This is a genomic window from Brevibacillus sp. FIR094 (genome assembly GCF_050477165.1).
Lineage (GTDB): Bacteria > Bacillota > Bacilli > Brevibacillales > Brevibacillaceae > Brevibacillus.
The window spans coordinates 1-639 of record NZ_JBEAES010000087.1; the positions used below are offsets into that span (position 1 = coordinate 1).

Genomic DNA, 639 nt, shown 5'->3' on the forward strand with positions numbered 1-639 from the left:
TCCACACATTCTTAGCAATCATGCGTATTCAGTTTTGAAGGAATAAATCCTTCAACGTTCCTCGGTAGCTCAGTTGGTAGAGCAATCGGCTGTTAACCGATCGGTCGGCGGTTCGAGTCCGTCCCGAGGAGCCATATATACGGAGAGTTACCCAAGAGGCCGAAGGGGACGGTTTGCTAAACCGTTAGTATGCGCAAGCGTAGCGAGGGTTCGAATCCCTCACTCTCCGCCATATGTTTTAATCTCATAGCTTCATGGCGGTGTAGCTCAGCTGGTTAGAGCGTTCGGTTCATACCCGAAAGGTCGGGGGTTCGATTCCCTCCGCCGCTACCATATTAGTTGCGGTCGTGGTGGAATTGGCAGACACACCATCTTGAGGGGGTGGCGGGGCGACCCGTGCGAGTTCGAGTCTCGCCGACCGCACCATACTTCATAATCTTGGCCCGTTGGTGAAGCGGTTTAACACAGCAGCCTTTCACGCTGTCATTCAGGGGTTCGAATCCCCTACGGGTCACCTAGCAAAATACCCTGCAAAAGCAGGGATCCTGGAGGCTTAGCTCAGCTGGGAGAGCATCTGCCTTACAAGCAGAGGGTCGGCGGTTCGATCCCGTCAGCCTCCACCACTTATATTAATGGACA

Annotated in this window: 6 tRNA genes; all 6 read left to right on the plus strand. The window is 53.7% G+C overall.

The window, feature by feature from the left end:
- Positions 1-58 precede the first annotated feature (58 nt).
- Positions 59-134, plus strand: a tRNA-Asn gene (locus tag ACQ5DJ_RS29925).
- A gap of 7 nt (positions 135-141) precedes the next feature.
- A tRNA-Ser gene (locus tag ACQ5DJ_RS29930) sits at positions 142-232 on the plus strand.
- A 24-nt stretch (positions 233-256) separates the two neighbouring features.
- A tRNA-Met gene (locus ACQ5DJ_RS29935) sits at positions 257-333 on the plus strand.
- Between the two features lie 8 nt (positions 334-341).
- Positions 342-426 (plus strand) — tRNA-Leu (locus ACQ5DJ_RS29940).
- A gap of 14 nt (positions 427-440) precedes the next feature.
- A tRNA-Glu gene (locus tag ACQ5DJ_RS29945) sits at positions 441-514 on the plus strand.
- A gap of 33 nt (positions 515-547) precedes the next feature.
- Positions 548-623 (plus strand) — tRNA-Val (locus tag ACQ5DJ_RS29950).
- Positions 624-639: the final 16 nt, after the last annotated feature.